Here is a 26,300-nt window from a genome sequence, read left to right as displayed (position 1 = left end):
TGCCGGTCGTTCATTCCCGAATTAGCTTCCAAACCGGCCTCTCTCTCGGCCGACCCGGCACCTCAAGCGTCCCCGCCTTCGGTGAAGCGGTATCTACGGATTACCGCAAATGCGCGCAAGTGGGAAAAGGCAGAAATTTTCACAGAAGCGCCATATTTTTAACAACACTCTGTTTTAAATGGTTTCTTTTAAGCTTCCCTTCGATCTTGCCCGTCCGAGAGGCCGGGGAATCGCGACTCGCAAACCAAGAAGCCCCAGAATCACGATCAGCCAGAAACCGGGCGTGACCGGGAACGTCTTGAGCGCCCAGATCCAGTGCAGCGCAACCAGCGGGGCGGCGATATAGACCAGCTTGTGCAGGCTTCGCCATGCCTGCCCGCCCATACGCCGGATCGACAGGTTGTTCGAGGTGATCGCCAGCGGCAGCAACAGCAGCAGTGCCGACATCCCGAAAAGCAGATAGGGCCGCTTGACCACATCTTTCGCCATCTGCGACCACAAGAGCGCCATATCCATCGTCGCCCAGCTGAGCAGGTGCAGTCCCGCATAGGTGAAGCACAGCAGTCCGAGTGCCCGACGAAACTTCATCAGGCTGATTCCCGCGATTCGCAAAAGCGGCGTTACCGCCAGGCTCGCGATCAGGAAATACAATGCGGTGCGGCCCAGCCGATGCTCGACATCGCGGACCGGCTCGACCCCAAGCCCCCCCGTGAAGATGTCCCAGATCAGCAGGCAAAGGGGAAGCAAACCGCCCAGCCATACCGCCCAGACAGGCACGCGGCGCAGCGCATCGTTCAGTTGTCGTTTCATCAGTAATTCTTCGCCAGATCCATTCCGGCATAGAGCGAGGCCACCTGTTCGCCATAGCCATTGAATTTCAGTGTCTCCTGCCGGCCACCGAACAGCCCCGAGCCGATCCTGCGCTCAGTCGCCTGCGACCAGCGGGGATGATCCACCTCGGGGTTCACATTGGCATAGAAGCCGTATTCCGACGGGGCGGTGTTCTGCCATGTCGCGAACGGCTGCTTGTCGGTCAGGGTGATCCTCACGATCGACTTGATCGACTTGAACCCGTATTTCCACGGAACGACCAGGCGGATAGGCGCACCGTTCTGCTTGGGCATAGGATCGGAATAAAGGCCCGTCGCCAGAATCGTCAGCGGATGCATCGCCTCGTCCAGCCGCAGCCCCTCCCGATAGGGCCAGTCGAGAATCGGATAGCTCTGCCCGCGCATTTCCTCGGGGCGCATCAGGGTCTCGAAGGCGACGAACTTGGCCGAGGGCTGCACGCCCACCTTGTTCAGCACCGAGGCCAACGGCACGCCGATCCAGGGAATCACCATCGACCATGCCTCGACACAGCGGAGCCGGTAGATTCGCTCTTCCAGTGCATTATCGGGGGCCAGATCCTCTACACCGTAACTGCCGGGGCGTTCGACCAGTCCACCGATCTCGACCGACCACGGGTCCGTGGTCATCGCGCCGGCATAGCGGGCCGGGTCCTCCTTGCCGGTGCCAAATTCATAGAAGTTGTTGTAATTCGTCACCTCTTCAAAGCTGTTCGGCTTCTCGTCCGTGGACAGCGGCGAGGGCTTGCCGTTCAACGCGAATGCCGGCGCTGCTGCAAAGGCGCCCGCCGCGGCGATGAAGCTGCGCCGGTTCAGCCAATCGGCCTTGGGGGTAACGTCGGACCATTCAAGTTTCATATTCTCTCTCCGATATGTCTTGCTCGGCCGGGCTTGCTGACCCATCATCGCATAGTCACGCTGATGGAGGCCGATATGCGCATCACAATCGCTTTACTCTTCGTATGGGCGGGACTGAGCGTTACAGCCAGTGCCGATGACATTCCGGTGATTCCGCCGGTAGTTCACGAGGTCGAAGGCGAATTCGACGATATCGCCTTCGGTGTCGAGAATGCGATCATCAATGCGGGGCTGGTGATTGAAACCCGCAGCCATGCGGGCGAAATGCTGGCCCGGACCAAGGAAGATGTCGGCGGCAGCAAGGATATCTACAGCAACGCAGAGATCTTCACATTCTGCTCGGCAAGGGTTTCGCGGGAGGTGATGGAGATCGACCCGATGAATATCCAGTTCTGCCCCTATTCGATCTTTCTCTACGAAACACCCGACGCGCCCGGCAAGATCATAGTGGGCCATCCCGGCTATGTCGGTTCGATGGCACCCGTGCAGGAATTGCTTGACGGCATCCTGGCCGACGCGCTGATGCTGGAATAGGCCCGCAGGTGATCATTATCGCAGATGCACGGATATCTCGCCTTACTGGTTCTGCTGCTGTTACCCGCTCGCGCCCTGCCCGGTGAATGCGTCGTATTGCTGCACGGACTCGCCCGAACCGACGCGTCACTGGCGGTGATGGAGCATATGCTCGAACGCGACGGATATCAGGTCGTCAGCGAAACCTATCCCTCGACCGACCTGCCGATCGAGCGGCTTTTGGCATATGTCGGCGATGCTGTTGCCAGATGCGGTGACAAGAGGCTCCATTTCGTTACCCACTCCATGGGCGGCATATTGGTGCGGGGCTGGTTGCGCGACAATCACCCCGAAAAACTGGGCAGGACCGTCATGTTGGCACCACCCAATCACGGGTCGGAGGTTACGGACGATTACGGCGATCTCGCGATCTACGAATATCTGAACGGCCCCGCGGGAATGCAGCTTGGCACCGATGCGGACAGCATGCCGAACAGATTACCCAAGGCCGATTACGAACTTGGGATCATCGCCGGCGACCGAAGCGTGAACCCGATCCTGTCGACCAGCTTCGATGGGCCGAATGATGGCAAGGTTTCGGTGGAAAGCACGAAGCTCGACGGCATGACCGACCACCTGGTGGTGCATGCGACCCATACATTCATGATGAATAACCCGGTGGTCATCGCCCAGACCCTGACTTTCCTGGACAAAGGGCGGTTCGATCACGACATGACGCTCGGCGAAGCCATTGCGGCGATATTCCCGGACTAAGCCTACTCGCTGAAAATCTCGCCCAGAAACGCCTCGCCGAAACGCTCCAGCCGCGCAGAATCCAGATGCCGTGCAAGAGCCGCGGAATCCGCGGGCCGCGCCTCGGCGATGCGACGGATCTGGGCGGTCGAACATGACAGCGGTTTTTCCGTGCCGTCCTCTCCACGCATCAACTTGTTCTGCGCCTCGATCAGACGGTCGAACAGATCCCCGGCGGGACGTCCTGCCAATGCGCGGCGATGGGGATGCATCTCGGGTTGATCCCCGGCGATGACCGACAGGAAATCGCGGCCATAGCTTTCCAGTTTCTTCGCCCCGACACCGTTCACCTGCGCCATCTCGTCCAGGTTCCGCGGGCGCCGTTCGGCCATCTCGATCAGGGTCCGGTCGGGAAAGATGACATAGGCGGGAACGCGGGCGGCCTCGGCCAGCGCCCGGCGCTTGGCTTTGAGCGCGGATAGCAAGGGTTCATCCTCTTCCTCGACCTGCGTGCGCAGGACCGTGCCGCTCTTGGCCTGCAGCGTAGTGTCATGGCGCAGGGTCACGCTTTCCTCGCCGCGCAGGACCGGATGGGCTGCGTCGGTCAGATGCAGCGCGCCATGGCGCTCGGGATCGGGGCGGCACAGGTCCAGCCCCATCATCTGCCGGAAAATCGCCTGCCATTGTCCGCGACTGTGATCCCGCCCGACACCGAAAGTCGGCAATTGGTCATGACCTCGCCCCCGGATCTTTTCGGTCGCGTTCCCGGTCAGGATATCGATCAGATGCCCCGCGCCGAACCATTCACCCGTCCGCAGCATCGCCGACAGAGCCTTGCGCACCGATTGCGTCCCGTCGAACAGCTTGGGCGGGGTTTCGCACAGATCGCAATTGCCGCAATCCTCGGCCAGTTCCTCGCCGAAATAGGCCAGCAACCGCATGCGCCGGCAACCGGTCGCCTCGGCCAGGCCCAGAAGCGCGTTCAGCCGGGTGTGATCGGCGGTCTTGCGGGCGGATTCGGCCAGGCCCTCGTCCACCTGCATGCGGCGCAGACGGATGTCGTCGGGACCGTAGAGCGTCAGCGTATCGGCCGGATCGCCGTCACGGCCCGCCCTTCCGATCTCCTGGTAATAGGCTTCGATGCTTTTCGGCAGATCGGCGTGCAGCACCCAACGGATATCCGGCTTGTCGATCCCCATGCCGAAAGCCACCGTCGCCACGACGATCAGCCCGTCCTCTCGCTGAAACCTGCCCTCGACCTCGCGGCGGGGTCCGGCTTCCATGCCTCCATGATAGGCAACGGCGCTGTGCCCGGCCTCGTTCAGCGCGGCCGCCAGTGTCTCGGTCCGGGCGCGGCTGGCGCAATAGACGATACCGGATTGCCCCCGCCGGGCCCCGACGAAGGCCAGGACCTGCTTGCGCGGGCTGTCCTTGGGCTGAAAGGCCAACCGAATATTGGGGCGGTCGAAGCCGCGAAGGAAACTGGTCGGCTGCCTGCCTTCGAACAGGCGGCTGACGATCTCGGCCCGCGTCTCGGCGTCGGCGGTGGCGGTGAAAGCCGCCAGGGGGACATCCAGCACCCGCTTCAATTCCCCGATGCGTAGGTAATCGGGGCGGAAATCATGCCCCCATTGGCTGACACAATGCGCCTCGTCCACGGCAATCGCCGTTACTCCCGCCCGGCGCAACAGGTTCACCGTGCCGCCCGAGGCCAGACGTTCCGGCGCCATGTAAAGGATCTTCAGCCCGCCTTGCCCTAGGGCCTGGAACACCGCATCGGTCTCTTCCTGCGTATTGCCGCTGGTCAGGGCGCCCGCCGCAACCCCCGCCTCGCGCAGTGCCCGGACCTGATCGCGCATCAGGGCGATCAGCGGCGAGATTACCACGGTCACGCCATCCCGCATCAGGGCGGGCAGCTGATAGCACAGCGATTTGCCGCCACCTGTCGGCATGATCGCCAGCACATCATGGCCCCCGGCCACGGCCTCGACGATCTCGCGCTGGCCGGGGCGGAAGCCGTCAAAGCCCCAAACCTGTCGCAGAAGATCGGTCGGCATCACATTCCGTAGAAAAAGCCCGCGTTATTGGCCAATGCGCGCTGAAGGATGATGATGATGACGAACAGCACCAGCGGCGCCAGATCCAGCCCGCCGGTATTGGGCAGGATATTGCGGATGGGGCGATAGATCGGCTCCAGCAGCCGGGACAGCCCATCCCAGATCGACGCGACCAGTGGCTGACGCAGGTTCAGCACCTGAAAATTGATCAGCCACGACATGATGATATGGACGATCATCACGAACCACACCACTTGCAGGATCAATTGCAAGGCTTCGTACAGCGTTCCCATCTTCCCCTCTTCATAGCGGTTGCGCCCTGTATGGCCTTGCGGGCGCCCACACGCAAGGCGGTTGCCGCAGCGTCCCGCTTGACGATGACGCGGGCACGGGTCACCCCTGTCCCGAACCAGACATGGGATGACCGATGTATCCGCTGATCCGCTTTGCCAAGGAAATGTTGAAATATCGTAACGCCCCCGGCTTGGGTCCCGTCGATCCGCATATCTCGACGCATATCTGCTGGCCATGGGATCTGGACCCGTGGATCGAGCTGAACAACGGCCGGACACTGACATTGTATGATCTGGGCCGCATCCCGCTGGCCATGCGCAGCGGATTGATCCCGATCCTGAAGCAGAAAGGCTGGGGCATAACCGTGGCCGGGAACTCGACCCGCTATCGCCGCCGCATCCGCATGTTCGACCGCTTCACGATGGTTTCGCGGATGATCGGTTGGGATCACCGTTTCATCTACATGGATCAATCCATGTGGAAGGGCGGCGAGTGCTGTAACCAGGTTCTGATCCGGTCCGCCGTCACCTCGGCCAGCGGGATCGTGCCGCCATCAGAAGTCGTCGCCGCGCTCGGCCATCCCCCGGAAAGCCCGGAACTGCCCGCTTGGGTAGCCGCCTGGATCGAGGCGGATGCCGCGAGATCCTGGCCACCCGAACTTCCCGAAGAGGCTAAACGGCACTTGTCAGGCTGACCACGCTCGGGCCTTATAGGCGCACATAAGGGAAGAGGGGCAGCACATGAACCGCAAGCGCATCTGGGGCTGGTGGTTTTTCGATTGGGCCAGCCAGCCCTATCACACACTGCTCGTGACCTTCATCTTCTCGATCTATTTTGCCGAGGTCGCCAAGCGCCATTTCATCACCCTCGGGGACAGCACGACGCTGGCGGGCGCGCATGCGCAGACATTGTGGGGTTACGGCCTCTCGATCACCGGCGCGGTGATCGCGGTGCTTGCACCAATTCTCGGAGCGATCGCCGATACATCCGGCAAACGCATGCCATGGATCTGGCTGTTCTCGACCTTCTATGTCGTGGGCGCGGCCGGTTCGTGGTACCTGATGCCCGAACAACCGGCCCTGATCCGTGCGGTGACACTGTTCGGCATCGGCATGATCGGGGTTGAGTTCGCCACCATATTCACCAATGCCCTGCTGCCCGGCCTCGCCCCGCGCGACGAGATCGGACGGCTGTCCGGCTCGGGCTTCGCCTTCGGCTATCTTGGTGGCGTGGTCTCGCTGGCAGTCATGCTGGCACTGTTCGCGGAAACGCCAGGCGGCAAAACGCTGGCGGGACTGGATCCGCTCTTTGGTCTCGATCCGGGACAGCGCGAAGGCACGCGTTTTGTCGGCCCGTTCACCGCGCTGTGGTATATCCTCTTCATGATCCCCTTCTTCCTGTGGGTCAGGGAACCGCGCGGCCCTCGCCGCCCCATCCGCATCGGAGTCGCCCTTCGCGATCTCTGGACCCTGATCCGCAGCCTGCGTCATCGACACAGCCTCGCAAGCTGGCTGGTCTCGTCGATGCTGTCGCGAGACGCACTGAACGCGCTTTACGGCTTTGGCGGTGTCTATGCGGGAACGGTGCTGGGCTGGCCGGTATTCCTGGCCGGTGTCTTTGGCGTCGTCAGCGCGGTTTCGGCCTCTCTCATCAGCTGGCTTGGCGGCAGGGCCGATCGACGATGGGGTCCAAAACCCGTCGTTATCGCCTGCATCCTGATGCTGACCGGAGTCACTATCACCCTGGTTGGCATGAGCCGCGAGTCCCTGTTCGGCATTCCGGTTGCCGCCACGCCGCTGATTGCAAGTCTCGGTCTGCCCGACGTCATCTTCTTTATCTGCGGCGCCCTTATCGGCGGCGCGGGCGGAGCATTGCAGGCATCCAGCCGCAGCCTGATGGTCCGCCACACGACCGAGCAGCGCGCAACCGAAGGTTTCGGCCTATATGCATTATCGGGCAAGGCGACGGCGTTCCTCGCCCCTTTCCTGATCGCCACAGTCACCGATCTGACCGGAAATCAGCGCATCGGGATTTCTCCCCTGATCTTGATGTTTCTTCTGGCGCTGATTCTGCTAGTCTGGGTCAAACCCGAAGGAGAGGCAGAGCAGTGATCCGCAAAGTCTTAACCACAGCGGCCCTGATTGCGGGGCTGGTATCCCCGGCCATGGCCGACCCCTTGGCCAAGGATGTATTCGGCCATTTCAGTGGCGCCTCGCAAGGTCCCGCCGTTTCGATCGGCTTCTATTCGAAGGGCTGCGGCCAGGGCTTCCAGCAACTTCCCGAAAGCGGTCCGAGCTGGCAGGCCATGCGCCTTTCGCGCAACCGCAACTGGGGACATCCCGAACTGATCAGCTTCCTGGTCGGCCTGTCGCAGGCTGCGCAGCAGGCGGGCTGGAGAGGGCTTTATATCGGTGATATCAGCCAGCCGCGCGGCGGGCCGATGATCTCGGGACATGCCAGCCATCAGATCGGGCTTGATGCGGATATCTGGATGCTGCCACCGTCCTCCCTGAACCTGACTCCCGCCCAACGTGAAAGCATTTCGTCGGTGTCGGTGGTTGCCAGTGGCGGCACCCAGTTGTCGAGCAACTGGAATCCGGGTCACATGGCGATCATGCGCGCCGCCGCCCGCGATCCCCGGGTCGAGCGCATCTTCACCGATCCCGTCGTAAAGGTCGCGATGTGCCAGATGGAGCGCGGCGACCGCAGCTGGTTGCGCAAGGTCCGCCCGTTGAACGGCCATGACTATCATTTCCACGTCCGGCTCGCCTGCCCCAGGGGCTCTATCTGCCAGGACCAGGATCCGCCCCCTCCGGGCGATGGCTGCGACGAAGCGGTGGAATGGATCAGGAACCGGATTGACCCGAGCCGTGTCGAACCCGTGCCCCCCGATCCGGACTACCGCCATCCACGCAGCTACCGGCTGAGCGAATTGCCCAATCAATGCCACACCGTCGCCGCCGCTCCCTGATAGCGGCCATCACGGCTATCCTCATCTCGGCCGGCGCCCCTGCGCCGGCCGTGACTCTGGATTACATAGGCACTTACGTCTGGACCGACGACGATTCGCGTTTCGGCGGTTTTTCCGGCATCGAGATCACCGATGGCGGTCGCAGCTTTCATGTCGTCTCGGACCGCACCAACCTGTTCTGGGGCAGTATCGAGCGTGACAATGCCGGCCGAATCCGCCACATGAACATCGCAGGCCGCGCGAATTTGAAAGCCAGCGGCGGTGAGCCGCTTTCCAAGGGATATCTGGGGGACAGCGAAGGGCTGGCGATCGGTGAAGACGGTCGGATCTGGATCAGCTTCGAAGGGTTGAACCGGGTGGTTCTGCACCCCAATCCCGATGCGCCCGCCCAACCTCTGCCGCGTCCGCCCGCATTGCCCGAGATCAGGCCCAATCAGGGCTTCGAATCCCTCGCGATCGATGCGGATGGCTCTCTGTTCACCATACCCGAGCGATCATTGGGGCCGGACCGGCCTTTCCCGGTCCTGCGCTTTCGCGACGGCAAATGGGATCAGCCTTTCACCATCCGCCGCAACGATCATTGGTTGCCCGTGGGCTCGGATTTCGGGCCGGATGGCTGGTTCTACCTGCTTGAGCGCGGTTTTCAGGGGCTTTTGGGCTTTTCATCGCGCGTCAGCCGTTTCCGCCTGGATGAAAACGGCGTCGCAGAAGAAGAGATCTTGCTGGAAACCCGCCCACTGCAGTATGATAATCTCGAAGGACTCTCGGTCTGGCATGACGGTCAGGGAATCCGGCTTACAATGGTTTCGGACGACAATTTCCTGTTCGTGCAGCGAACCGAACTGGTCGAATACCGGCTGCGCGAGTGATAGCAAATCATTGACAAGCGGTGCGTCCCGGGCGTATGCGCCTTGCTGCCCCGCAACGGGGCCGAGTTGTTCCGCTACCTTGTAAAACGGAAATTCAGCATGACCCGCTACCTGCCCGGCACCCTTGCCATGGCTACCATCGTCGTGGCCTCGAACATCCTCGTGCAATTCGTCATCGGCGACTGGCTGACATGGGGAGCCTTTACCTATCCCCTCGCCTTTCTGGTCACCGATGTGATGAACCGCGTCCATGGCGCGGCGGCGGCGCGGCGCGTCGTACTGGCAGGCTTTGCCGTGGGTGTGGCTTGCTCCTTCGTCGCCGCCGGACTGGACAAGACCAGCTTGCGCATTGCCATCGGCTCGGGCGCGGCTTTCCTGACCGCACAACTGCTGGATGTCGCAATCTTCGACAGGCTGCGCAGTCGCCGCTGGTGGGTCGCGCCGCTGGCCTCCACGCTGGTCGGCTCGGCAGTGGATACTGCCCTGTTTTTCGGCATCGCCTTCGCGGCATTCCTGCCTGCCGACGCCAACACCGGATGGGCGAACGAGGTGGTGCCGATGCTAGGGCTGGGCCCGGCAATCCCGCTTTGGGTCTCGCTGGCGGTTGCCGATTGGTTGGTCAAATTGGGCCTCGCCCTACTTGCACTTGTGCCCTTCCGCATCATTGTGCGCAATTTGTTGCAAATACCCCAAGAAATTTGATTGACAGATTCTCGATCTGTGGCACCCTTTCAAATACAACGGCAACTTATTGAAAGGAGGTGGTCCAGTGTCGAGAGTGATATTGGAGAGAGGTGTCGGAACAGTCAGGGGGGCCGTGGCCTGAGGGCAGCCCCAAGGGTCGTAAACCCTGATTGGGACCGGACGCATTTCCATCCCTAACCGGACCATCTCCGTGGATCTCGCGGGCCGTCTGATCTGGGCGGCCCGTTTCCATTTTCAGAGTTTTTCGCCTCAGACCCGCTCGATCGCGATGGCGATGCCTTGACCGCCGCCGATACACATCGTGATCAGCGCCTTGTCCCCGGCGATCCGCTCCAACTCGTAAAGCGCTTTCACGGTCAGAATCGCGCCCGTTGCACCAACCGGATGGCCCAGGGCAATGGCACCGCCATTCGGATTCACGCGAGCGGGATCGAGGCCCAGCTCCTTGTTCACCGCCAGCGCCTGCGCGGCAAATGCCTCGTTCGATTCTATGACGTCGAAATCATCCCCCTTCAACCCGGTTCGCTGCATCAGTGCCTCGACTGCGGGCACCGGGCCGATGCCCATCACCTCCGGCCGCACCCCGGCCACGGCATATCCCAGGATCCGGGCGCGCGGGGTCAGCCCGACCCTTTCCGCCGCATCGGCCCGCGCCAGGACCAGCGCCGCCGCACCGTCATTGATACCACTCGCATTGCCTGCCGTGACCGAGCCGTCCTTCTGGAACACCGGTTTCAGCGCCGCCAGTTTTTCAAGGCTGGTCTCCTTGGGATGCTCGTCGGTATCGAACGCGACCACGCCCTTGCGGGTCTTGATCTCGAAAGGCGCGATTTGCTCACTGAAATGGCCCGCCGCAATGGCCGCCGCCGCCCGGCGCTGCGATTCCATGGCGAATTCGTCCTGTTCGGCGCGGCTTATACCATGTTCGGCCGCGACATTTTCAGCGGTCACGCCCATATGACCGGTGCCCATCGGGCAGGTCAGCGCACCGGTCATCATGTCCAGCACCTTCTGATCGCCCATCTTGGCGCCGAAACGGGCCGAGGTCAGGGCATAGGGTGCCCTGCTCATGCTTTCAGCACCACCCGCCACGGCGAAATCGGCATCGCCAAGTGTCAACACCTGCGTGGCCGAGACGATGGCCTGCGCACCAGAGCCGCAGAGGCGATTCACGTTCATTGCCGGAGTCGTATGCGGGATTCCGGCATCCAGCATGGCAACACGGCTGAGATACATGTCGCGCGGCTCGGTATTCAGCACATGGCCGAAAACGACATGCCCGACCCGATCGGGCGCGACACCGCCACGTTCCAACGCGGTGCGGGTCACATGTGCCGCGAGATCAATCGGCGGGATGGCCGCCAGACTGCCACCAAAAGTGCCGATGGCGGTGCGCGCCCCGGACAGGATCACGATTTCATTTGCGGACATGGGCTTCTCCTCACAGATCGTTCCCGTAATCTTAAAAGCCGCAGACCTCGTGGCAATGATATTCCATGGCAAGCAGGCCGTGCCGTTGCGGCACTTGCGCGACAGGCGCAATCGTCGCAATAAATACAGGATGAGCGAAACCCGCCCCGCCCGCCTGAAACTGCGACTGGAATTTGCCGCGCCGTTGACGCTTGGCCCCGGCAAGGCCCGGCTTTTGGAACTCATCGACCGGTTGGGATCGATCTCGGCGGCGGGGCGCGAGATGGGGATGAGCTATAAGCGCGCCTGGACGCTGATCGAGGAAATGAATTCCGCCTTCGCCTTGCCAGTCGTGGATAGCAGCCGTGGAGGAACGGGCGGCGGCGGAGCGCGTTTGACCGACACGGGAAAAGAGGTTCTGCTCCGCTTCAGAAAACTGGAAGCCATCCTGTTGCGTGAAGGCGCGGAAGAAATCGCGGGATTGCAGCGCCTGATCCTCGATCCGTAAGTGAGCCCCCTAGGTCCGGTTTCCGACAGCAGCGCTCTCGATACCACCGCGCTGGTCGTTGCCATGGGCGCACGCGCCGATGCCCTCCGAGTGCCAATGCGTGTACCCGTTTGACCTGCCGTCTTTTTCAGGCGTGATGCAGCACCAGCGGGCGATTCCGATGACGTCCGACACTGACCGGCGTATCGTAAAGCTTCGACAGCACCGCCTCGGTCAGCACTGTATCGGGGTCGCCCTCGGCCATGATACGGCCATCTTTCATCGCAATGACATGATCGGCCCATGCGGCAGCGTAATTGATTTCATGCACGACCATCGCAACGCTGCGGCCCTGCCCCCGAACCAATTCCGACAACAGCGTCATGAGCCCACGCGCATGGGCCATGTCCAGGTTGTTCAGCGGCTCGTCCAGCAGCAGCCAGGGCGTATCCTGGGCAAAACTCATTGCGATATGCGCGCGCTGAGCCTGCCCGCCCGAGATCTCATCCAGAAAGCGGTTGGCCAGCGAGGTCAGCGCGAAAGCCTCCAGAGCCTGAGAAACCTTGTCGCGATCCTGTGGGCGCGGGCGGCCCTTATGATGCGGCCAGCGGCCGAAACCGACCAGCTCGGCCACGCGCAGCCTGCTGGCGATGGCGGTGTTCTGGCCAAGAATGGCCATGATCTTTGCCAGCTCGCCGGTCCGCGTCGTGGCAAGATCATGTCCGGCGACGGTGATCCGGCCCGATTGCAGTGCCTCGAGCCGTCCGATCAACCGCATCAGGGTGGATTTACCTGCCCCGTTCGGCCCGATCAGCGCCGTCAGCCGCCCCTCGGGCAGCCTTGTCCGGATATCATGCAATATCCGCACGGAACCGATCTGATGGTTGACGCCCTCGACAGTGATCATCGGATACGTCCTTTCAACAGAAGGTAAAGAAAGAAGATCCCACCCGCGAGTTCAATTACCACTGACAGGGTTGCCGCCTGCCCCATGATTCGCTCGAATATCCATTGTCCTCCCACAACCAGTATCGAGGCGATCAGCGCCGCGGCGGGCAACAGCGCCGTATGGCGCGCGCTTTGGGTCAGGCCATGGGCCAGCCCCGCCACTATGAGTCCGAAAAACGCTACCGGCCCAACCAGCGCCGTTGATACCGAGACCAGGACGGCAACCAGCATCAGCGCGCCGATAACCATTGTATCGAAACGTAGCCCTAGCGACACTGCAGGCTCACGTCCCAATGCCATCACATCGAGGCGAGGCGAGAGCCATAGCGCGATCATGATCGCCGCCGTGGTCAGTGCGGCCCCGATCGGCAACAGGGTCGTATCGACATGGTTGAAGCTGGCAAAGCTTGCCGCCTGGACCACAGCGAACTCGTTCGGATCCATGATTCTGGTCAGGAACCCCGACATCGAGCGAAACATCACCCCCAGGATCACGCCGGTCAGGATGGTTCTAGGAATATCGCGCCCCCGCCGCGCCAGCAACATGCCGAACAACAGTGCGGCGAGCATGCTCATCGCGCCGACTTCAACAAGAAATTTCGCGATATCGGGAAAGCCCGCCACCCCGGCAGAACCCATCGATGCGACCATCACAGATTGCAGCAGGATATAAAGTGCATCGAACCCCATGATCGACGGCGTGAGGACGCGATTGGCCGCCACGGTCTGAAACAGCACCGTCGCCACACCGATAGAGGCGGCAACAGTGATCAGCGCCGCCAGCTTGCCGCCCCGCAGGCGCAGGATGAACTCGCGATTGCCGCCCCCGATACCCTGAAACATCCAGAGCAGCGATATGGCCGCCAGCAAAACGGCCAGCCCGGACAACAACATGACCCCGCGCCTATCCATGAGCCGGCCGATGATGCAGCAGCCACAGGAAGATACCTCCCCCCAGAATACCCAAGATCAGGCCGACGGGCAGCTCGAACGGGTAGACGGCAAGGCGCGCGACCAGATCGCAGGTGAGCAGCAACAGCGCCCCCGATACTGCGACGACCGGAAGCGAGGCCCGCAGGTTGTCGCCCATCACGCGGGCCACCAGGTTGGGCACGACCAACCCGATAAAGGGGATCATCCCGACAGTGGTCACGACCATCGCGGTCACCACGGCAACGACTGTCAGCCCCAATCGCATCACCGTGGCCGTGGACAGCCCAAGCCCGGTTGCAACCTGGTCTCCGAGGCTCAGGATCGCCAGCCGGTCAGCCGCGAACCAGGCCAGGGCCGCGGCAAGACCGGCAATCCACAGCAACTCGTAACGCCCGGCGATGACGCCGGAAAACTCGCCCGTCATGAGCCAGGTGCCGACATATTGCATCAGATCCGCCTGCCAGCCGACAAAGGTGACGATCGCCCCCAGAACGCCTGACAACACCAGGCCGGCTATGGGAACCAGCATGACCTCGCGCACGGGCAGCCTGCGGATCACAGCAAGAAACAGCGCAGTCGTAACCATGGCCGAAGCGCTTGCCGCGATCATCCGCAGCCAGATCGGGCTGCCCGGCACCAGAATGGTGATCGCCAGCAATCCCAGGGCTGCGCCTTCGGCAGTGCCCGAAGTATCGGGGCCGACAAAGCGATTGCGCACGAGACTCTGGATGACCACGCCGGCCACCGACAGCGCCGCGCCGGTCAGCAGGACGGCCAATGTGCGCGGTAACCGCGACTCCATCAGCACCAGCATCGCATAAGGATCCCGCCAGGCGGCAAGCAGATCGACCTGCGCGACACCGATCAGAAGGCTGGCCAGCATCAGGATCACCAGGACCACCGTTGCCGCGGCTGGCAGAAGACGCATCAGCCGTCCGAGGCCTTCAGCGCCTTCGTCAGCCTGTCAAGGTTGCCGGCGAGGGCCGTGTAGCCGCCGCCAGAAATATAGGTGCTGGCGGGTTCCAGGTAGATGACATTACCGTTCTTCCAAGCCTTGGTTCCCTCCACCAGCGGGCTCCTCAGCGTCTCTTCCGCAGACTCGCCATCCTGCCCGATGGCCGCGCCGCGATCCAGCACGATCAGCCAGTCGGGATCCTGCTCGGCAATGAATTCGTGGCTGATCGCGTTTCCATGGGTATCGGTTTGCAGTCCCGTTGCCGCCTCTTGCAGACCGGTCGCATCGAAAATCCAGCCAAAGCGCGATCCCTTCCCATAAGCCGACATCTTCGGCCCATTCGTCATCACCATCAATGCCGTGCCCTTCCCTTCGCCTGCCTCTTTCGCTTCGGCCAGTTTCTGATCGAGGCTTGCGATCAGTTCCGCAGCTTCGCCCTGCTTGCCGAACAGCGCGCCAAAGGCCGAAATATGTGCCTTGGCATCCGATATCAGATCGGAGCCGATCGTCATGTCGATGGCCGGGGCGACCTGCGACACAGCGTCAAGCTGCTCGGCGGAGCGGCCGCCTATCACGACGAGATCCGGGGCCGATGCGGCCAGCGCCTCCAGGTCGGGTTCGAACAAGGTGCCAACGGGCTGGGCGGCCTCTTCCACCTCGCCCAGATAATCGACCATCAAGTCGTCGGGACGCCCAGCGGGCATGACGCCCAGCGCCTGCATTGTATCGATCGCCGCGACGTCCAGAACAGCCACCCTTTCCGGCTGCCCAGGCAACGTGATCTCTCCCTGTGCCGTCGCTATGGTCACATCTGCTGCGGACGCAGCAGCGCAAAGAGACAGAATGAACAACCCGGACAGTGCGAAGCTACGCATTGGATGTCTTTCCCTGATGATGAATTCCGCCGGATACCGGCCTGCTTCATCACGCGTGACTAGCTTTATCCTTGGATCATGTAAATAATATCATGGTAATTTGATCAGGAATTGCAGCTTTGGAAACCCGAATGTCCCGGACAGCACGGGCCGGACATGACAGCGACACCCGGCCAAAACCGCACGCTCGCCATATACCGATCGATTATTCCGAAGTTTACAGCCCCGTCGCCTCGTCCAGCCCCAACATGATGTTGAGATTCTGAACCGACGCTCCGGAAGCACCCTTGCCCAGATTATCCAACACGGCAACGACCGTCGCACAGCCCGACGCATCGTCTCCCTGAATCGAGATATGCATCATATTGGTGCCATTCAGTTCCGTAGGCACGATTCGCGTTCCAGCCTCGCCGGGCGCGAGAACGCGAACGAAATGCTCGCCTTCGTAATGGGCGGCCAGAGCCTCTTGCAAGGCCGCGATGCTGCGACGCCCATTCAGACGCAACGGCAACTGCACCGCCATACCCTGGGCGAAATTGCCGACCGAAGGCGCAAAGACCGGCTGTATCGTCAGCCCGCCCTGCTGCATGATCTCGGGTATATGCTTGTGATTCTGACCCAGCCCATAGACAAAATGCGCCGGCGCCTCGCCACTCTCATATTCCGCGATCAGCCCTTTTCCGCCGCCGGTAAACCCCGAGACGGCATTGATCGACAGCGGCTCGTCCGGCGCAATCAGCCCGGCCGCGACCAAAGGCGCGATCATGGCAATCGAACCCGTCGAATAGCAGCCCGGATTGCTGACGAAACGCGCCTCTGCGATGCGCGCGCGGTTATCCTTGTGCAACTCGGGAAAGCCGAAAACCCATGCCTTGTCGACCCGATGCGCCGTCGATGCATCGATCAGCCGCACATCCAGGTCCGCGCAAAGCTCGACCGCTTCACGCGCCGCATCGTCGGGCAGACACAGGATTGCCACATCAGCCTGCGCGAATGCCTCACGCCGCGCCCCTGCCTCCTTGCGGCGGGCCGGATCGACCTGAATCAACCGAATATCTTCGCGCGTCTCCAGACGCTCGCGGATCTGCAGGCCCGTCGTGCCAGCCTCGCCGTCGATGAAGATATTATGTGCCATGATCGGACCTCCACAGGAATGCCCCGCTTATAGGCATATCCGGCGGCCATCACAATCACGCGCGGTATCTTCAGATCGAACAGATTTCCGAACGGGTAAGAAAACGTTTCTCGCGCCCGTTATCCAGGCTGAACATACCGCCCCGCCCCGGCACCACATCGATGATCAGGTCGGTATGTTTCCATGCCTCGTACTGGCTGGCCGATATAAAGAACGGCGCCCCACCGATCTCGCCCAGTTTCACGTCACGCTCACCGACCTTGAAATCGCCCTGCGGATAGCACATCGGCGAGGATCCGTCGCAACATCCACCCGATTGATGGAACAGTACCGGGCCGTGATCGGCCACGATTTCGGCGATAAGCTCCAACGCCTCCGGGGTAGCGGTGACAGTGGACATCTCGCGCCTCCTTTTCGATATCCTTCCTGACGGCACGGTCAGTATTTCAGGTATTTGGGCAAAGAAGAAGTTCACGCCAGTTCCCCTTCTTCTTTGTCAAAATACCTCGCTGGGGTGCGGGGGCTGTGCAGGCCCCCGCTGCCGGCATCAGAAGAAGCCCAGTTTCCTGGGGCTGTAGCTGACCAGCATGTTCTTGGTCTGCTGGTAATGATCCAGCATCATCTTGTGGGTTTCACGCCCGATGCCCGACTGCTTGTAGCCACCAAAGGCCGCATGGGCCGGATAGGCGTGATAGCAGTTCGTCCAGACCCGGCCCGCCTTGATCGCGCGGCCAAAGCGATAGCAGGTATTGGCCTCGCGGCTCCAGACACCGGCGCCAAGACCGTATAGCGTGTCATTGGCGATCGACAGGGCCTCGTCATGATCCTTGAAGGTGGTCACCGACACGACCGGGCCAAAGATCTCCTCCTGAAAGACGCGCATCTTGTTGTTGCCCTTCAGGACGGTCGGCTCGACATAATAGCCCGAGCTCAGGTCGCCGCCCAGATCCGCCGCCTTGCCACCTATCAGCACTTCGGCACCTTCCTGACGACCGATGTCGAAATAGCTGAGGATCTTCTCCTTCTGCTCGGAACTGGCCTGGGCGCCGATCATCGTGTCCGATTCACGCGGATCGCCCTGCTTGATTGCTTTCACGCGGGCAAGGGCACGGTCCATGAAACGGTCATAAATCGATTCATGGATAAGAGCGCGTGACGGGCAAGTGCAGACCTCACCCTGGTTCAGCGCGAACATCACAAAGCCCTCGATCGCCTTGTCGAAGAAATCGTCATCCTCACGGGCCACGTCATCAAAGAAGATGTTGGGAGATTTACCGCCAAGCTCCAGCGTCACCGGGATCAGGTTTTCCGATGCATATTGCATGATCAGCCGGCCCGTCGTCGTCTCGCCGGTAAAAGCGATCTTGGCGATGCGCGGGTTCGAGGCCAGCGGCTTACCCGCTTCCAGCCCGAAGCCGTTGACGATGTTGAGCACGCCGGGAGGCAGCAGGTCTCCGATCAGGTCGGCCCAGACCATGATGCCCGCCGGCGTCTGCTCGGCCGGTTTCAGCACCACGCAGTTTCCGGCGGCCAGCGCCGGGGCCAGTTTCCAGCAGGCCATCAGCAGCGGAAAGTTCCACGGGATGATCTGGCCGACGACACCAAGCGGTTCATGGAAGTGATAGGCGACGGTATCGTGATCGATCTCGGAGAGCGAGCCCTCCTGGCCGCGCAGCACGCCCGCGAAATAGCGAAAGTGATCGATGGCCAGCGGCAGGTCGGCGGCCATGGTCTCGCGGATCGGTTTGCCATTGTCCCATGTCTCGGCAGCGGCGAGCAGTTCCAGGTTCTGCTCCATCCGGTCGGCGATCTTCAACAGCACACCCGAACGTTCGGCGGGCGAGGTCTGGCCCCACTTGTCCTTGGCGGCATGGGCGGCATCCAGCGCGGCCTCGATATCATCGGCGTTCGAGCGGGCTATCTCGCCGATCTCGCCGCCGGTGATCGGGGTGGTATTGACGAAATATCGTCCCGATTTCGGGGCGGCCCATTGACCGCCGATGAAATTGTCATAGCGCCTGGCGAAGGGCATCACGCCCACACCCTTGAATTCATGCGTCTGATCGTTCGGCATATCATTCCTCCTCTGGGTCATCCCGGACTCCCCATCCGGGTCCGGGGAAGAGATTGGCGCAGGCGGCCCGTCAGGCAATCACCCGTCACGCTTCGGGATCGCAAGCTGTCTCACAGGTGAGACAATCAGGATTGTTTTTCACCCAAGCCCAGCCTGGCCATACGCCGATACATGGTCGCGCGGCCAATCCCGAGCGCCCGCGCCGCGGCCGAAACATTGCCATCGGCGCGCGCGAGGGCGCGGGTGACAGCGGCGCGTTCGGCCTTGTCAAAGCCCGACATGTCGTCGTTGCGGCCCAGCAGATCGGCCGCCGGGCGTGGACGGATGGCGCCTTCACGTTCCAGCCCCAATGCACGGCGGGCGGCGCGGGTTGCGCCAATGGCAAGATCGTCCTTGTCCACCGCCAACAGCATGGACGCGTCGCCACCCTCGTCCGAAGCGACAACGATACGCGCTTCGGGAAAGCTGGCACGGAAGAACACTGCCTCGATCGCCCTGGCGGTCTGCGCGACCTGGGCCGAGATCAGCCGATTATAGCGTTCGGTCTGATCGGCGCGGGCAGAACTGACATCCAGCGCGGCAAGCAACTTGCCGTCCGGCCCCCAGATCGGTGCGTCCATGCAGGACATGCCGATATTGCGGGTATGGAAATGCTCGTCGCGATGGATAGTGACCTGCCTACCCTCGACCAGGCAGGTGCCGATGCCGTTGGTGCCCTGCACGGCCTCGGACCAGTCGGCCCCCTGCCACAGCCCCCAGTCCCGAAACTGCGCGGCATCGGCGTCATTCATGCGCTGATCCAGCACCACGCCCTCGGCATCGGTCAACAGCACGTTGCAGCCCGACAGGCAGACGAGGTTGTAAAGCTGGTCGAGCTGCGGGGAGGCGACATGAAGAAATCTTTCCATCGCCTCGCGGCGCGCGGTCAACTCGGACAGGGACAGCCTTTCGGGGCGGTGCCGGTCACCGGGATCGAGCCCATGCTTCATCATCGAGCGTCGCCATGACGCAGCCAGCGCCGATGTCGCGGATTTCGATTGCGATTGCTCGGCCACCAGATCGGCGTGGCTGCGATACGCCATGATTCTCCTCCTCGTGGCAGAGAGTATAGCAGAGTTGCGTCAATGCGTGTTGCGACTTTGGTCCCATGGCATGGCCGCAGATCCGACTTCGCCCTTCTTCAAGCAAATCTCCCGCAGGGGTCGCCGGGCGGCGCGCCACTGGTTCGAGAGACCACCCGGCGACGGGGCGGCCACGCCCCCGGCTATCGCAGGACGCGATACCTATTTCACCTGATTCGCGCGCCCTACTCCGCGGTTGCCATCCGTGGCTGATAGGGCGGCAATTCGATCCCGTCACGATACAGCAGCGACTGCCCGTCATGGAACAGATGCATTGTCTCGGGCTTCGCGGTCAGGCGCACGGTCTTGCCGCCGTAACCGGCGTGGATGCCGGGTAGCTTGGCGATGACCGGCGCATTCTTGGCCTTGGTGCCGAAATAGAGCAGCGTCACCTCGCCCAGGGCCTCAGTGAGATCGACCTTACCCTCGAACAGCGCCGGACCGTCGGTCTCGAACATGTCCTCGGGGCGGACGCCGAGATTGACCGGCATTCCCTCGTCCCCGGCGCGGGTCGGGATGGCTACTCGCGCCTCTCCACCGCCATCCAGAGTCACGGTGGTCTCCTCTCCCGCCGCCGTCACCTTGCCGGGCAGGAAATTCATCGCAGGCGAGCCGATGAAACCCGCGACGAATTCGTTGATCGGGCGTTCATAGAGTTCCAGCGGCGCGCCCACCTGCGCGATGCCGCCACCGGCCAGAACGACGATGCGGTCGGCCAACGTCATCGCCTCGGTCTGGTCATGGGTGACATAGATCATCGTGCGGTCGGGCATGGATTCCTTGAGCTGCGCGATCTCGATCCGGGTGGCCACCCGCAAGGCGGCATCGAGGTTCGAGAGCGGTTCGTCGAACAGGTAGACCTTGGGATCGCGCACCAGCGCCCTGCCGATGGCCACGCGCTGACGCTGACCACCCGAAAGCGCCTTGGGCAGGCGGTCAAGATAAGGGGTCAGTTGCAGCATCTTGCCGGCACGGTCGGTCGCTTCCCTGATCTCATCCCTGGACTTGCCGGCGATCCTGAGCGCAAAGGCCATGTTGTCGCGCACTGTCATATGCGGATAGAGCGCATAGGACTGGAACACCATCGCGATGCCGCGCTGACTCGGCGGGATGTCGTTCATCCGTTGCCCGTCGATATCCAGCGTCCCTCCGGTGATCTGCTCCAGCCCCGCTATCATCCGCAGGAGCGTGGATTTGCCGCAACCGGAAGGACCGACGAAAACGATGAATTCGCCGGAGCTGATGTCCAGATCGATATTCTTCAGAACATTCACATCGCCATAAGACTTGGCGACATCCTGCAATTTCAAATCGGCCACGGTGAAGCCTCCCCCTCATCAACCTTCGATAATCTGCACCTGCCAGGGCGCCATTCCGCCGGTTTCCCGGTCGGACAGGTTGGCACGGATCTGCAATGTTTGCGCATCGTCGGTGCGGCGGAACGACAATAGCGGTCCATCGGCACTGATCTCGGTCATGTCGCCGCCTCGCAATGCGCTGTGTTGCCGGCGCAGTGCGATGGCCCAACGGTAATGGTGCAACATCGATTGCGTATCGGCCTCCTGCCCGGCCACGGCACGCTGCACATGCGCATGAGGCACCGGCAGCCATGGCTGGCCGGTAGAGAAGCCGCCATTCACAACCATATCCCAGACCATCGGGGTCCGGCAGCCATCGCGGCCCTTGAACTCGGGCCAGAACTCTATGCCATAGGGATCGCGCAGTTCCTCGAATTGCAGTTCGGCCTCGGGCAGGCCCAGTTCCTCGCCCTGGTAAAGGCAGACAGAGCCGCGCAGGCATATCAGAACCGTGCAATAGGCCCTGGCGGCCCGGTCCGAGAGGTTCCAGCGGCTGATATGGCGCATGACGTCATGGTTCGACATCGCCCAGCAGGGCCAGGCGTTCGGAGCGACCTCCTGCAATTGCTCGAACACCTCGACGATGCGGCTGGCCTGAAGATCCTCGCCGGACAGGAAATCGAAGACATAGGACATCTCGATCCGGCCCGGCACGCCGGTATATTCCTCCAGCAGTTCCAGCCCGCGCTCGCTGTCGCCGATCTCGCCCACCACCACCGCGCCGCTTTGTCTCAGCATCTGGTTCAGGCGTTCGAGAAAGATCAGGTTCTCGGGCTGCGACTTGTCGAATCTGTGGCTTTGATGGTTGTAGGGGTTGACCGCCGGCGCGGTGTCGGATTTGCGCAGTTCCGGCGCAAGCGGCGGGTTGTCCCGCAACTGGGCATCGTGGAAATAGAAATTGATCGTGTCCAGGCGAAAACCGTCCACCCCCTTGTCCAGCCAGAACTGCACCATCTCCAGCAGCGCATCCTGCACCTCGCGGTTATGGAAGTTCAGATCCGGTTGCGAGGTCAGGAAATTATGCAGGTAATACTGCTCGCGCCGCGCATCCCATTGCCACGCGCTGCCGCCGAAGATCGACAGCCAGTTGGTGGGCGGTGTTCCGTCGGGCCTGGGATCGGCCCAGACATACCAGGCCGCCTTGTCGTTGTGACGGCTGGAGCGGCTTTCCGTGAACCACGGATGCTGGTCCGAACTGTGCGACATCACCAGGTCGATCATCACCTTGAGGCCCAATTCATGCGCGCGTCCGATCAGCCCGTCGAAATCCTCCATGCTGCCGAATATCGGGTCAATGCCGCGATAATCGCTGACATCATAGCCGAAATCCTTCATCGGAGAGGTGAAGAAAGGCGAGATCCAGACCGCATCCACCCCCAGTGAGGCGACATAGGGCAGGCGCTGCGTAATACCCGCCAGATCGCCGATGCCGTCGCCATTGGTGTCCTGGAAGCTGCGCGGGTAGATCTGATAGATGATCCCGCCCTTCCACCAGTCTTTCGTCATTCCGTTCAAATCAACCACCCTTGACCGATCCCGCCAGCAAGCCGCGGACCAGATATCTTTGCATCGAGAAGAACACGATCAGCGGCACCGCGATCGAGATAAAGGCCGAAGTCGCCAGGATTTCCCATTCGCCGCCTTTCGAGCCCATGAGTTCGCGCAAAACCCCGGTCATGACCAGTTGTTCACGCGTATTGCCAAGAAACACCGTCGCCACCAGCAGGTCGTTCCACACCCAGAGGAACTGAAAGATCGCGAAACTGGCCAGCGCCGGGAAAGACAGCGGCAGGATGATACGGCGGAAGATCTGGAAATCCGTTGCACCGTCGACGCGAGCGGATTCGATCACCTCGCGCGGCAACCCGACCATGTAATTCCGCAAGAGATAGACCGCCAGAGGCAGGCCGAACCCGGTATGCGCCAGCCAGATCCCCAGATATCCCTTGCCGATGCCGATGCTGTTATGCATCTGCAACAGCGGGATCAGCGAAACCTGAAGCGGCACGACCAGCAGCCCCACCACCGCAGCGGTCAGAAGCGCGCGGCCCGGAAACTGCATCCAGGCCAGGGCATAGGCAGCAAAGGCCGCGATCAGGATCGGAATCACCGTCGCCGGGATCGTCACCGTCAGCGTGTTCATGAAGGCGCGGCCTAGCCCTTCGGCGGTCAGCACGCGCTGGTAATTCGCCGTGGTCAGGTTTGCGGGCGCCTTCGTGGTGGTGAAAATCCGCTCGCCCCGCCGCATTTCGAATGGCGCATCCGAAGTCAGGCGGTAACTGCCATCCTCGTTCACGGTCAGTTGCCAGCCATCCTCGATCTCGACCGTCTCTCCGGGCTGGTAAGCCCCCGGCTCGCGCGAGCGGGTGCCCCATGCGATCAGTTCCTGCGCGCCTTCCAGCACCGTCCCCTCGATCACATAGATGCCGTCGACCTGTGTGGCATCGTCATCGGTTCCGGTGCGGACAAAACCCGTCTGCTCGGAGGTCGAGAATGCCGCCCACCAGCCGCTGCCGGCAATCTGGTCGCGGTCGCGGAACGAGGACACGAGCAAGCCCAACGTCGGAATCGTCCATGCCAGCACCAGCAACAGGGCGGAGATATTGACCACCCATGTCAGCGTCGATTTCTGTCCCGCCATACCATCCATCAGCGAACCTCCTTGCGGGCGTTACGGATGTTCCAAATCATGATCGGCGTCACGAGAAGCATCAGGACGATTGCGATGGCCGAGCCGCGGCCGTAGTCGGGGGTGCCGCGGAACATCCAGTCATACATCAGGTTCGCCAGAACCTGCGTGCCCCATTGCCCGTTCGTCATCACGAAAACGATGTCGAAAACCTTGAGCACGACAATGGTGATCGTGGTCCAGACCACCGCGATGGTGCCCATGATCTGCGGCACCTTGATCTTGAAGAACACCTGCAGCGGCGAGGCGCCGTCAAGGATCGCGGCCTCGATGGTCTCTTCCGGAATGCCTCGCAGGGCGGCCGACAGGATCACCATGGCAAAACCGGTCTGGATCCAGACCAGCACGATCATCAGGAAGAAGTTGTTCCACGGGATCAGTGTCAGCCAAAGCTGCGGGTCGCCGCCCAGCCTGGTCACGAGGTAATTGAGCAGGCCGATCTGCGTTTCATCGGCATCGCGGTATTCATAGATGAACTTCCAGATCACCCCTGCGCCGACAAAGCTGATTGCCATCGGCATGAAGATCAGCGATTTGCCGATATTGCCCCATCTGATCCTATCGGTCAGCTGCGCGGCAATCAGCCCGAACAATGTCGACAGAGCCGGCACGACCAACAGCCACAGCATGTTGTTGCGCATGGATTCGCGGAATTTCGCATCGCCCACGGCCCATGTATAGTTGTCCACGCCCACGAACCGGCTGCCATCCGCATTGTGCAGCGACCGCCACAGGCTGTCGAGGACCGGATAGACCAGATACAATCCCATGAACAGGATCGCGGGGCCCAGAAACAGCCAGGGCCGGATCTGATTGGCCCTGCGGATATTGTCTCCCGCCTTTTCACCGCGCGGCGGGTATATCGCATCGAGGACCATGTTCGATCCCCAGAACCAGGCCACACAACCGAAAACGCCAATGACGATCGTACGGGCGGCCAGCCAGAACAATTCCATCTTTTCCCCCCTGGTTCCGGCAGAGTCGGCGCGTGCCCCGCGCCAACCCGTATTGCGCCTGCCTGCGGCAGCCTATTTGACGGTGTCCCAGTTCTGCTGGATGGCATCGGCCACCTCTTGCGCCGATTTGCCACCGACGAAATCGACCATGCCGGTCCAGAACGCCCCCGCGCCGATCGAGCCCGGCATCAGGTCGGAACCGTCAAAGCGGAATGTGGTTGCGTCCAGCAGGATCTGCCCCATCCTCTTCAGGGTTTCGTCGCCATAGGCTTCGGGATTCACGCCGGTATGCGGGGTCACGAAACCGCTCTGCGCCATCCAGATTTCATGCACGGCGGGAACCTTCAGGAAGTCGATAAAAGCCATTGCCGCCGGATTGTCGGAAAAGGCCGCGAACAGCGTCCCGCCGCCAAGGACCGGTTGACCGAGATTGCCATCGGCCGGAGCCGGGAAATAGAAGAAATCGGCATCCACACCGATCTCCATGTCTTCCGGGAAGAAGGACGGGATAAAGCTGGCCTGACGGTGCATGTAGCAATCGGGCGGATACTCGAACAAGCCCTTGGGGCTGTCGCGGAAATCGGTCGAGGCGACCGAACCCGCGCCGCCGGCAACGAAATCGTCATTCTTGGCGAACCAGCCGAACTCCTCGATGGCCGCGATGACCTTCGGGTCATTGAAGGGCATCTCGTTGGTGGTCCAGGCGTCGTAGTCCTCGGGGCTGTTGACGCGCAGCATCAGATCCTCGACCCAATCGGTCGCCGGCCAGCCCGTGGCGCCGCCCGCACCAAGCCCTATGCACCAAGGGATCTCTCCATCTTCGGCGATCTGCTCTGTCAGTGCCTTGAGATCCTCGTAGGTCTCGGGCACCTCATAGCCCGCATCCTCGAAATTCTCGGGCACATACCAGACCAGTGACTTGACATCGGCCTTGAAGGGGAAGGCATAGAAAGCCTCGCTGCCGTCGGGTCCGGCATAGGTCCCCAGAGCGGTCCAGCTATCCCCCGCCGCGTAATTGTCGCGCACCCATTGCGCCATTTCATCGCCCAATGGCTTGATATGCCCCTTGCTGGCCAGATCAGCGGCCAGCCCCGGTTGCGGCAATACCGCGATATCAGGAGGCGAGCCCGCTTCGCTGTCGATCACGATCTGCTGCTCGAAACTGTCAGAACCGGAATAATTCGCCTTGGCCCCGGTCGCCTCTTCGAAATAGGGCAGCAGCGAGGTGAACAGTTCCTGGTCCGCACCGAGCCAGGGGCCGAGAATATTGAATTCCTGCCCCTCCAGCCCGGTATGGGACGATTTGAAATCCTCGAGGCTCTGCCAATTGATACGGTCGTCGCTGCCGGGTTCGATGACCATCTGCGCCTGCACCATCCCGGCAGACATGGCGGCAACCGCAGCGGTCAAACAGAATACATTCTTCATCTTGTCCTCCCATGCATTCGCTTCGGATCGTTTCTTGTCCAAATGTTAACGCTATCAGTTATT

General features: G+C 61.7%; 26 protein-coding genes. 8 read left to right on the top strand and 18 right to left on the bottom strand.

The window, feature by feature from the left end:
• Positions 1 to 174: 174 nt before the first annotated feature.
• A complete protein-coding gene (locus C9E81_RS11160) occupies positions 175 to 810 on the bottom strand; it encodes a protein-methionine-sulfoxide reductase heme-binding subunit MsrQ (RefSeq protein ID WP_122112379.1) in 636 nt (211 codons plus the stop codon).
• Positions 810 to 1,706, bottom strand: coding sequence for a protein-methionine-sulfoxide reductase catalytic subunit MsrP (gene msrP, locus C9E81_RS11155; protein ID WP_122112378.1), 897 nt, complete (start codon positions 1,704 to 1,706; stop codon positions 810 to 812). The genes C9E81_RS11160 and msrP overlap by 1 nt, the downstream gene beginning before the upstream one ends.
• Positions 1,707 to 1,781: 75 nt before the next feature.
• On the opposite strand from msrP, the gene C9E81_RS11150 reads away from it, so the two are divergent.
• Both C9E81_RS11150 and C9E81_RS11145 read left to right on the top strand, forming a co-directional pair.
• Positions 1,782 to 2,240, top strand: coding sequence for a DUF302 domain-containing protein (locus C9E81_RS11150; protein ID WP_122112377.1), 459 nt, complete (start codon positions 1,782 to 1,784; stop codon positions 2,238 to 2,240).
• Positions 2,241 to 2,264: 24 nt separating this feature from the next.
• Positions 2,265 to 2,993 carry an alpha/beta hydrolase gene (locus C9E81_RS11145; protein ID WP_122112376.1) on the top strand — a complete coding sequence of 243 codons (729 nt, stop codon included), beginning with the start codon at positions 2,265 to 2,267 and terminating at the stop codon, positions 2,991 to 2,993.
• A 2-nt stretch (positions 2,994 to 2,995) separates the two neighbouring features.
• Here the strand turns inward: C9E81_RS11145 and recQ are convergent, their stop codons facing one another.
• Entirely contained in the window at positions 2,996 to 5,029 is a 2,034-nt protein-coding gene (recQ, locus tag C9E81_RS11140) for a DNA helicase RecQ (protein ID WP_122112375.1), read from the bottom strand.
• Positions 5,029 to 5,322 carry a YggT family protein gene (locus C9E81_RS11135; protein WP_076527971.1) on the bottom strand — a complete coding sequence of 98 codons (294 nt, stop codon included), beginning with the start codon at positions 5,320 to 5,322 and terminating at the stop codon, positions 5,029 to 5,031. Before C9E81_RS11135 ends, recQ begins: the two co-directional genes overlap by 1 nt.
• A gap of 134 nt (positions 5,323 to 5,456) precedes the next feature.
• Between C9E81_RS11135 and C9E81_RS11130 the strand changes: the two genes are divergently transcribed.
• From C9E81_RS11130 to C9E81_RS11110, 5 genes are all read left to right on the top strand, one after another.
• Positions 5,457 to 6,017: an acyl-CoA thioesterase gene (locus tag C9E81_RS11130; RefSeq protein WP_122112374.1), complete on the top strand. Its 561-nt coding sequence runs from the start codon at positions 5,457 to 5,459 to the stop codon at positions 6,015 to 6,017.
• 46 nt (positions 6,018 to 6,063) lie between these two features.
• A complete protein-coding gene (locus C9E81_RS11125; RefSeq protein WP_122112373.1) occupies positions 6,064 to 7,434 on the top strand; it encodes an MFS transporter in 1,371 nt (456 codons plus the stop codon).
• Positions 7,431 to 8,294, top strand: a complete 864-nt coding sequence (gene mepA, locus C9E81_RS11120; protein WP_122112372.1) for a penicillin-insensitive murein endopeptidase — start codon at positions 7,431 to 7,433, stop codon at positions 8,292 to 8,294. The genes C9E81_RS11125 and mepA overlap by 4 nt, the downstream gene beginning before the upstream one ends.
• Before the next feature lie 50 nt (positions 8,295 to 8,344).
• Positions 8,345 to 9,163, top strand: a complete 819-nt coding sequence (locus tag C9E81_RS11115; protein WP_243698613.1) for an esterase-like activity of phytase family protein — start codon at positions 8,345 to 8,347, stop codon at positions 9,161 to 9,163.
• Between the two features lie 99 nt (positions 9,164 to 9,262).
• On the top strand, positions 9,263 to 9,865 hold the full coding sequence (locus C9E81_RS11110; protein WP_122112370.1) for a queuosine precursor transporter: 603 nt from the start codon (positions 9,263 to 9,265) through the stop codon (positions 9,863 to 9,865).
• A 252-nt stretch (positions 9,866 to 10,117) separates the two neighbouring features.
• Here the strand turns inward: C9E81_RS11110 and C9E81_RS11105 are convergent, their stop codons facing one another.
• Positions 10,118 to 11,299: an acetyl-CoA C-acyltransferase family protein gene (locus C9E81_RS11105; protein ID WP_122112369.1), complete on the bottom strand. Its 1,182-nt coding sequence runs from the start codon at positions 11,297 to 11,299 to the stop codon at positions 10,118 to 10,120.
• 55 nt (positions 11,300 to 11,354) lie between these two features.
• Between C9E81_RS11105 and C9E81_RS11100 the strand changes: the two genes are divergently transcribed.
• Entirely contained in the window at positions 11,355 to 11,786 is a 432-nt protein-coding gene (locus tag C9E81_RS11100; RefSeq protein WP_341802635.1) for a winged helix-turn-helix domain-containing protein, read from the top strand.
• Positions 11,787 to 11,913: 127 nt separating this feature from the next.
• Here C9E81_RS11100 and C9E81_RS11095 read toward each other — a convergent pair whose 3' ends face one another.
• The 13 genes from C9E81_RS11095 to C9E81_RS11035 all read right to left on the bottom strand — a co-directional run bounded on the left by C9E81_RS11095 (position 11,914) and on the right by C9E81_RS11035 (position 26,237).
• Positions 11,914 to 12,672 (bottom strand): iron ABC transporter ATP-binding protein, encoded by a 759-nt coding sequence (locus C9E81_RS11095; protein ID WP_122112368.1) that lies wholly within the window; start codon positions 12,670 to 12,672, stop codon positions 11,914 to 11,916.
• Positions 12,669 to 13,607: an iron chelate uptake ABC transporter family permease subunit gene (locus tag C9E81_RS11090; protein ID WP_243698612.1), complete on the bottom strand. Its 939-nt coding sequence runs from the start codon at positions 13,605 to 13,607 to the stop codon at positions 12,669 to 12,671. Before C9E81_RS11090 ends, C9E81_RS11095 begins: the two co-directional genes overlap by 4 nt.
• A 10-nt stretch (positions 13,608 to 13,617) precedes the next feature.
• Positions 13,618 to 14,574, bottom strand: coding sequence for an iron chelate uptake ABC transporter family permease subunit (locus C9E81_RS11085; protein ID WP_122112366.1), 957 nt, complete (start codon positions 14,572 to 14,574; stop codon positions 13,618 to 13,620).
• A complete protein-coding gene (locus C9E81_RS11080; protein ID WP_122112365.1) occupies positions 14,574 to 15,476 on the bottom strand; it encodes a siderophore ABC transporter substrate-binding protein in 903 nt (300 codons plus the stop codon). The genes C9E81_RS11085 and C9E81_RS11080 overlap by 1 nt, the downstream gene beginning before the upstream one ends.
• A gap of 217 nt (positions 15,477 to 15,693) precedes the next feature.
• Positions 15,694 to 16,611: an N-acetyl-gamma-glutamyl-phosphate reductase gene (gene argC / locus C9E81_RS11075; RefSeq protein ID WP_122112364.1), complete on the bottom strand. Its 918-nt coding sequence runs from the start codon at positions 16,609 to 16,611 to the stop codon at positions 15,694 to 15,696.
• 70 nt (positions 16,612 to 16,681) lie between these two features.
• Positions 16,682 to 17,011: a DUF779 domain-containing protein gene (locus C9E81_RS11070; RefSeq protein WP_122112363.1), complete on the bottom strand. Its 330-nt coding sequence runs from the start codon at positions 17,009 to 17,011 to the stop codon at positions 16,682 to 16,684.
• A 147-nt stretch (positions 17,012 to 17,158) separates the two neighbouring features.
• Positions 17,159 to 18,685: an aldehyde dehydrogenase gene (gene adh, locus C9E81_RS11065; RefSeq protein ID WP_122112362.1), complete on the bottom strand. Its 1,527-nt coding sequence runs from the start codon at positions 18,683 to 18,685 to the stop codon at positions 17,159 to 17,161.
• 125 nt (positions 18,686 to 18,810) lie between these two features.
• Positions 18,811 to 19,767: a GAF domain-containing protein gene (locus C9E81_RS11060; RefSeq protein ID WP_243698611.1), complete on the bottom strand. Its 957-nt coding sequence runs from the start codon at positions 19,765 to 19,767 to the stop codon at positions 18,811 to 18,813.
• 224 nt (positions 19,768 to 19,991) lie between these two features.
• Entirely contained in the window at positions 19,992 to 21,125 is a 1,134-nt protein-coding gene (locus tag C9E81_RS11055; RefSeq protein WP_122112361.1) for an ABC transporter ATP-binding protein, read from the bottom strand.
• A gap of 18 nt (positions 21,126 to 21,143) precedes the next feature.
• Positions 21,144 to 22,670: an alpha-amylase family glycosyl hydrolase gene (locus tag C9E81_RS11050; RefSeq protein ID WP_122112437.1), complete on the bottom strand. Its 1,527-nt coding sequence runs from the start codon at positions 22,668 to 22,670 to the stop codon at positions 21,144 to 21,146.
• A 10-nt stretch (positions 22,671 to 22,680) separates the two neighbouring features.
• Positions 22,681 to 23,814, bottom strand: a complete 1,134-nt coding sequence (locus C9E81_RS11045) for an ABC transporter permease subunit (RefSeq protein WP_122112360.1) — start codon at positions 23,812 to 23,814, stop codon at positions 22,681 to 22,683.
• Complete coding sequence (locus C9E81_RS11040) at positions 23,814 to 24,809, bottom strand: carbohydrate ABC transporter permease (protein ID WP_122112359.1); 996 nt, start codon at positions 24,807 to 24,809, stop codon at positions 23,814 to 23,816. Before C9E81_RS11040 ends, C9E81_RS11045 begins: the two co-directional genes overlap by 1 nt.
• Before the next feature lie 72 nt (positions 24,810 to 24,881).
• On the bottom strand, positions 24,882 to 26,237 hold the full coding sequence (locus tag C9E81_RS11035) for an ABC transporter substrate-binding protein (protein WP_122112436.1): 1,356 nt from the start codon (positions 26,235 to 26,237) through the stop codon (positions 24,882 to 24,884).
• Positions 26,238 to 26,300 lie beyond the last annotated feature (63 nt).

It is taken from the genome of Paracoccus alkanivorans (genome assembly GCF_003697785.1).
GTDB classification, from domain to species: Bacteria; Pseudomonadota; Alphaproteobacteria; order Rhodobacterales; family Rhodobacteraceae; genus Paracoccus; species Paracoccus alkanivorans.
The sequence above is the reverse complement of the archived record's forward strand: the minus strand, read 5'-3'. Positions and strand labels throughout refer to the sequence as shown.

Excerpts from the sequence above, each read along its gene's own strand:
- C9E81_RS11080 (WP_122112365.1), bottom strand. The coding sequence starts at position 15,476 with ATGCGTAGCTTCGCACTGTCCGGGTTGTTCATTCTGTCTCTTTGCGCT.
- C9E81_RS11070 (WP_122112363.1), bottom strand. The coding sequence starts at position 17,011 with ATGTCCACTGTCACCGCTACCCCGGAGGCGTTGGAGCTTATCGCCGAA.
- C9E81_RS11060 (WP_243698611.1), bottom strand. The coding sequence starts at position 19,767 with ATGGCGTATCGCAGCCACGCCGATCTGGTGGCCGAGCAATCGCAATCG.
- C9E81_RS11105 (WP_122112369.1), bottom strand. The coding sequence starts at position 11,299 with ATGTCCGCAAATGAAATCGTGATCCTGTCCGGGGCGCGCACCGCCATC.
- C9E81_RS11135 (WP_076527971.1), bottom strand. The coding sequence starts at position 5,322 with ATGGGAACGCTGTACGAAGCCTTGCAATTGATCCTGCAAGTGGTGTGG.
- argC (WP_122112364.1), bottom strand. The coding sequence starts at position 16,611 with ATGGCACATAATATCTTCATCGACGGCGAGGCTGGCACGACGGGCCTG.
- C9E81_RS11090 (WP_243698612.1), bottom strand. The coding sequence starts at position 13,607 with ATGTTGTTGTCCGGGCTGGCCGTTTTGCTGGCGGCCATATCGCTGCTC.
- C9E81_RS11160 (WP_122112379.1), bottom strand. The coding sequence starts at position 810 with ATGAAACGACAACTGAACGATGCGCTGCGCCGCGTGCCTGTCTGGGCG.
- recQ (WP_122112375.1), bottom strand. The coding sequence starts at position 5,029 with ATGCCGACCGATCTTCTGCGACAGGTTTGGGGCTTTGACGGCTTCCGC.
- C9E81_RS11085 (WP_122112366.1), bottom strand. The coding sequence starts at position 14,574 with ATGCGTCTTCTGCCAGCCGCGGCAACGGTGGTCCTGGTGATCCTGATG.
- C9E81_RS11145 (WP_122112376.1), top strand. The coding sequence starts at position 2,265 with ATGCACGGATATCTCGCCTTACTGGTTCTGCTGCTGTTACCCGCTCGC.
- C9E81_RS11040 (WP_122112359.1), bottom strand. The coding sequence starts at position 24,809 with ATGGAATTGTTCTGGCTGGCCGCCCGTACGATCGTCATTGGCGTTTTC.
- C9E81_RS11110 (WP_122112370.1), top strand. The coding sequence starts at position 9,263 with ATGACCCGCTACCTGCCCGGCACCCTTGCCATGGCTACCATCGTCGTG.
- C9E81_RS11095 (WP_122112368.1), bottom strand. The coding sequence starts at position 12,672 with ATGATCACTGTCGAGGGCGTCAACCATCAGATCGGTTCCGTGCGGATA.
- C9E81_RS11045 (WP_122112360.1), bottom strand. The coding sequence starts at position 23,814 with ATGGATGGTATGGCGGGACAGAAATCGACGCTGACATGGGTGGTCAAT.
- C9E81_RS11130 (WP_122112374.1), top strand. The coding sequence starts at position 5,457 with ATGTATCCGCTGATCCGCTTTGCCAAGGAAATGTTGAAATATCGTAAC.
- adh (WP_122112362.1), bottom strand. The coding sequence starts at position 18,685 with ATGCCGAACGATCAGACGCATGAATTCAAGGGTGTGGGCGTGATGCCC.
- msrP (WP_122112378.1), bottom strand. The coding sequence starts at position 1,706 with ATGAAACTTGAATGGTCCGACGTTACCCCCAAGGCCGATTGGCTGAAC.
- C9E81_RS11100 (WP_341802635.1), top strand. The coding sequence starts at position 11,355 with ATGATATTCCATGGCAAGCAGGCCGTGCCGTTGCGGCACTTGCGCGAC.
- C9E81_RS11035 (WP_122112436.1), bottom strand. The coding sequence starts at position 26,237 with ATGAAGAATGTATTCTGTTTGACCGCTGCGGTTGCCGCCATGTCTGCC.
- C9E81_RS11150 (WP_122112377.1), top strand. The coding sequence starts at position 1,782 with ATGCGCATCACAATCGCTTTACTCTTCGTATGGGCGGGACTGAGCGTT.
- C9E81_RS11125 (WP_122112373.1), top strand. The coding sequence starts at position 6,064 with ATGAACCGCAAGCGCATCTGGGGCTGGTGGTTTTTCGATTGGGCCAGC.
- C9E81_RS11050 (WP_122112437.1), bottom strand. The coding sequence starts at position 22,670 with ATGACGAAAGACTGGTGGAAGGGCGGGATCATCTATCAGATCTACCCG.